The 4,068-nt window shown below is 72.7% G+C and carries 3 protein-coding genes; 1 reads left to right on the top strand and 2 read right to left on the bottom strand.

The window, feature by feature from the left end; translation table 11 throughout:
- Nucleotides 1-355, top strand: a 355-nt coding sequence (locus tag D7V80_RS40350; protein WP_233586087.1) for a hypothetical protein, incomplete at its 5' end; no start/stop codon positions are given.
- Nucleotides 356-365: 10 nt separating this feature from the next.
- On the opposite strand, the gene D7V80_RS40345 is transcribed toward D7V80_RS40350, so the two are convergent.
- Together D7V80_RS40345 and D7V80_RS43785 are read right to left on the bottom strand one after the other, a co-directional pair.
- Entirely contained in the window at nucleotides 366-1,232 is an 867-nt protein-coding gene (locus tag D7V80_RS40345) for an outer membrane protein (RefSeq protein ID WP_233586086.1), read from the bottom strand.
- Between the two features lie 105 nt (nucleotides 1,233-1,337).
- Entirely contained in the window at nucleotides 1,338-4,007 is a 2,670-nt protein-coding gene (locus D7V80_RS43785; RefSeq protein WP_120593072.1) for a GAF domain-containing protein, read from the bottom strand.
- Nucleotides 4,008-4,068: the final 61 nt, after the last annotated feature.

The raw sequence follows: 4,068 nt of genomic DNA, 5'->3' as shown, positions 1-4,068 counted from the left end.
GCCCAAGGAAGCCCCGCGCCGCCAGGCCCCCGTCGTGAATGAGCGGCCCCACGAGACGCGCCCCATGCAGGTGCGGACCAAGACGCGCGAAACGCTCGTGGGCTACGACATGGACATCTCGGAGGCGCTCCGGCAAGCCGAGCTGAAGCGCCGCGAGGCCGAGCTCGCCGCCCAGAAGCGCGACAAGAAGAAGAAGCCCGTGAAGAAGCCCACGGGCGGCAACCCGCTCCAGGGCCTGTGGCCCATCCCGCCCCAGTACCGCTTCTGGGCCATGCTCGCGGTGGTGGCGCTGGCGTGCGGTTTGGGCTTCGGCGTGATGTGGCTCCTCCTGAGCGGCGGCGAAGGCGGCGGCTGAGCCCGCCGCTTCAGTCCAGCGCCGGCAAGCGGTACTGGATGCCCAGCGACACGGTGGCGGTGTTCAGCCAGTTGCTCGTGAAGCCGTCGCCGAACTCGTCGTCGTTGTCGTCCGACGTGCCTCGCGCGCCGCCGCCCAGGTAGCGCAGGTTGAGGAACACATCGACCTGGTCGGTGACGCGCACGCCGCCGCGCAGGCTCGCGTCCAGCAGCGCGCCCGTCGTGGCCGAATCGCTATCGCCGTTGATGATGGCCGCCGGCGCGTAGCTGCCATCCGCCTCCAGCCCCACCCACCAGTTCGGGCCCAGCGGCCAGCGCACGCGCACCTTGAGCAGCGGCACCGGCCCCACGTCCCGGCTGGTCCGCCGCAGGGTGCCGTCCGCGGACGTGAACACGAACGTCGCGTTGCGAAGCTGGAGGGACGCGCCCACGGACAGCTCCCGCTCGGGGCCGCCGAGCAGGTCGTAGAGGTAGCTGGCCCGGTAGAACGGGAACGCGTAGCGCACGTCCAGGTTCGTGTTCTCCGGGAACGTGAGCTCATCAATCGTGACGTCCCGCCGCAGCACGACCTGCGTCTGGAGGTCCAACGGCTGCACCAGGAACACCAGCGTGTGCCGCCCGCGCAGGGACAGCTCCGCGCTGAGGCGCACGAACGTGTAGAGGTTGTCCTGCCCGCCGTCCTCCGGGAAGCGGAAGATCGTCCCATTGCTCCCCTGGCGCAGGCTGTGCGACAGGACGTCCAGGAAGCCCAGCTCCGCCACCGCGCGCAGCTCCACGCGCGGCTCCTCCTTCCGCGGCGCGTCCTCCGCCGCGCGAGCGGAGCCCGCCATCCCGAACAGCCACGCCACCATCCCGGCCACGACCTGAGACCCGCGCATCGTCTTCCCCTGGGAAGTGCATCCTCGAGGCTGGCAGCAGACGCGACCCGGGTGCGCGAAGGGGATTTTCGAGCGGGGACTGTTCACTCTCCCCCGCGCGTTCCGTCACGCACCGGTCAGGGGCAGGTTCGGCGCCACTGGCGGTTCCAGCGGCAGGAAGAGGCGGAAGATGGTGCCCTTGCCCGTCTCCGGCGCGTCCAGCGACACCTGGCCCACGTGCGAATCGATGATGCGCTTCACCACGGCGAGCCCCAGCCCGGTGCCCTGGGCCTTGGTGGTGAAGAAGGGCTCGAAGACGCGCGCGCGCAGCTCCGCCGGGATGCCCGGCCCCGTGTCGCTGATCTCCACCTGCACGCCGGCCCGGTCCAGCCACGCCTTGCGCGCCACCACGCGCAGCGTGCCGCCCTGGGGCAACATGGCCTGCACGGCGTTGAGCGCCACGTTGAGGAAGCACTGGCGGATGAGCCGCTCGTCCACCGTCACCGCCGGCACGTCCTCCTCCATCACCCACTCCACCCGCACCGGCGGCGGCGAGGTGCCGCCCACGTCGGCGAGCGCGCTGCTCACCGCCTCCTCCAACAGCTGCGTCACCGACACCGGATACAGGTGTGGCGACGGAGGCCGCGCGAACGTGAGCAGGTCCGCGACGATGCGGTTGAGCCGGTCCGCCTCCTCCCCCACGATGTCCACCAGCGGGATGGCCGGGCTCTCCGGCCCGATGATGCGGCGGATGGTGGCCACCGAATTGAAGATGGCGCCCAGGGGATTGCGAACCTCGTGGGCCACCACCGCGGACAGCTCGCCCAGCGCGACCAGCCGCTCGCGGTTCACCAGCTGCTCCTGCGCGCGCGCCAGCTCCGCGTAGCTCTGCTTCAGGTCCTCCACCAGCCGCGCGCCCTCCAGCGCCAGCGACAGCTGGTTGGCGATGGCGTCCGCGCGCTCCAGCTCGGACGGCGTGAAGCGGCGCGGCCGGCGCGTCTCCACCATCACCGCCACGCCGACCATCTGGTCATGCACGGCGAGCGGCAGCACCATGTATGACTGGGCCTCCGCGGCCTGGCGAAGCTCGTCGTCCGCCCGCACCTCCAGCCGCGCGTCCTCGATGCGCAGCGGCTGACGCGTGCGGTACACCTGGGCCGCGAGAGAGTTCGACGACAGGTCCAGCGGCACGTGACGCCCCACCAGCTCCGGGTGGCCGCCCGTCGCCGCGCGGATGGCGAGCCTCTCGCCCTGGGCATCCGGCAGGAGCACGTACGCGTCCGGCACGTCCACGATGCGCGCCAGGCTGGTGACGCCCGTGGCCAGCAGCCGGTCCAGCTCCAGCGTGGCCGCCAGCGCCTTGCCCACCTCGTGCATCAGCGCCAGGTCCTCCGCCCGGCCGCGCACCTCGTCCAGCAGCCGGTGGGATTCGATGGCCGCCGCGAAGTGCGTGCCCATGGCCTGGAGCGTCTCCACCTCCAGCGCGGTGAGCCGGCGGCGCGCGTGGAACAGCACGCTCAACGTGCCCACGCCGCGTGAGCGCACCCGCAGCGGCACCGACACCAGCGTCTGGAACGCCAGCGCCCGGAGCGCGTCGCGCGTGGGCGCGGGACACGTCTCCGCGTCCAGCACCTGCACCGCGTCCGGCATCCCGCCCGGGCGGGGAAGCGACCCCAGCCGCGCGCGGCGCACGCGCGCCACCGCGTCCTCGGACAGGCCGCGCGCGTAGACGAGCTCCAGGGGCTCGCCCGATTCGTGCCGCGTGTCCGCGGGCAGGAGCAGGCACACGGCGTCGCAGCCCAGCAGGCCGGAGATTTCCTCCGTGCCGGAGCCGAAGAAGGCGCGCGGGTGGGGCGCGGACGCGGCCTGTGACGCCAGCCGTCCCAGCGCGGTGAGCGCCGTCGCGCGCACGCTCAGCCGCTGGATGGTGCGCGCCGCGTCCAGCGCGGACGACACCTGCTGGCCGAACAGCCGCACCGCGGCCACGTCCTCCTCGCTCAGCCAGTCCGCGGCCAGCACCAGCATGGCCATGGGCGCGTTCTCCACGTCGATGCGCACGCCCACCGCCCGGTGCGTCTCCACGCGCCGGAACACCGCCAGCACCGCGTCCATGCGCGCTTCGGACACGAACCGGGATGCCTCCACGCCCAGGTCCTCCACCCACGCATCGCCTTCGCGCCAGGTGCGCACCAGCGCGGGCGCCCAGCCGCCCGGGGCCTCCACCCGCACGCGGCCTCCCAGCGCCGGCGCGTGCGGCACCAGCCGGGGGGACAGTCCCGCCACGGACAGCTCCACGCCCACGCCCCGGGGCGTCAGCCACGCGAAGCCCAGCTCCAGCGCCTCCAGCCCCCGGAACACCTCCTCGCGCACCGCGTCCTCGGAGTGCAGCGCACGCACCGCGCTTCCCAGCTCCGCCAGCCGCCGCAGCACCATGCGGCGCCGGACCCGGGACGTCACATCGCGCACCTGCACCACCCAATCCCGGGCGTGCGGATGCACCGTCAGCTCCACGCGCAGCCCGCCGGTGTCGACCTGCAGCCACGCCTCATAGGTGCCCGCCACGGGGGACGAACCCAGCCGCCGCGCGAGCCGGTCCGCCGGGTCCTCCAGCGGTCCCTGCTCCGACAGGAGCGCCGTCACCGGCTTGCCCAGCAGTTGCTCGCGCGCCACGCCCAGCAGACGTGACAGGGCCGCGTTGGCGTGGATGAGCAGGCCGTCCCGAAGCACGAACACGCCCAGGGGCATGTCGTCGAAGAGGCGGTACACCGCCTCCGGTTCCTCGGAAACCGTCCCCACCCGACGGTTCGTGCGCTCTGTGCCTGTCTCTTATACACATCTGACGCTGCCGACGATAAGG

Origin of the sequence: Corallococcus sp. CA054B (genome assembly GCF_003611625.1) — a bacterium.
GTDB lineage: Bacteria > Myxococcota > Myxococcia > Myxococcales > Myxococcaceae > Corallococcus > Corallococcus coralloides.
Note: the sequence above shows the minus strand (reverse complement) of the source record. Positions and strands in the feature narration are given on the sequence as shown.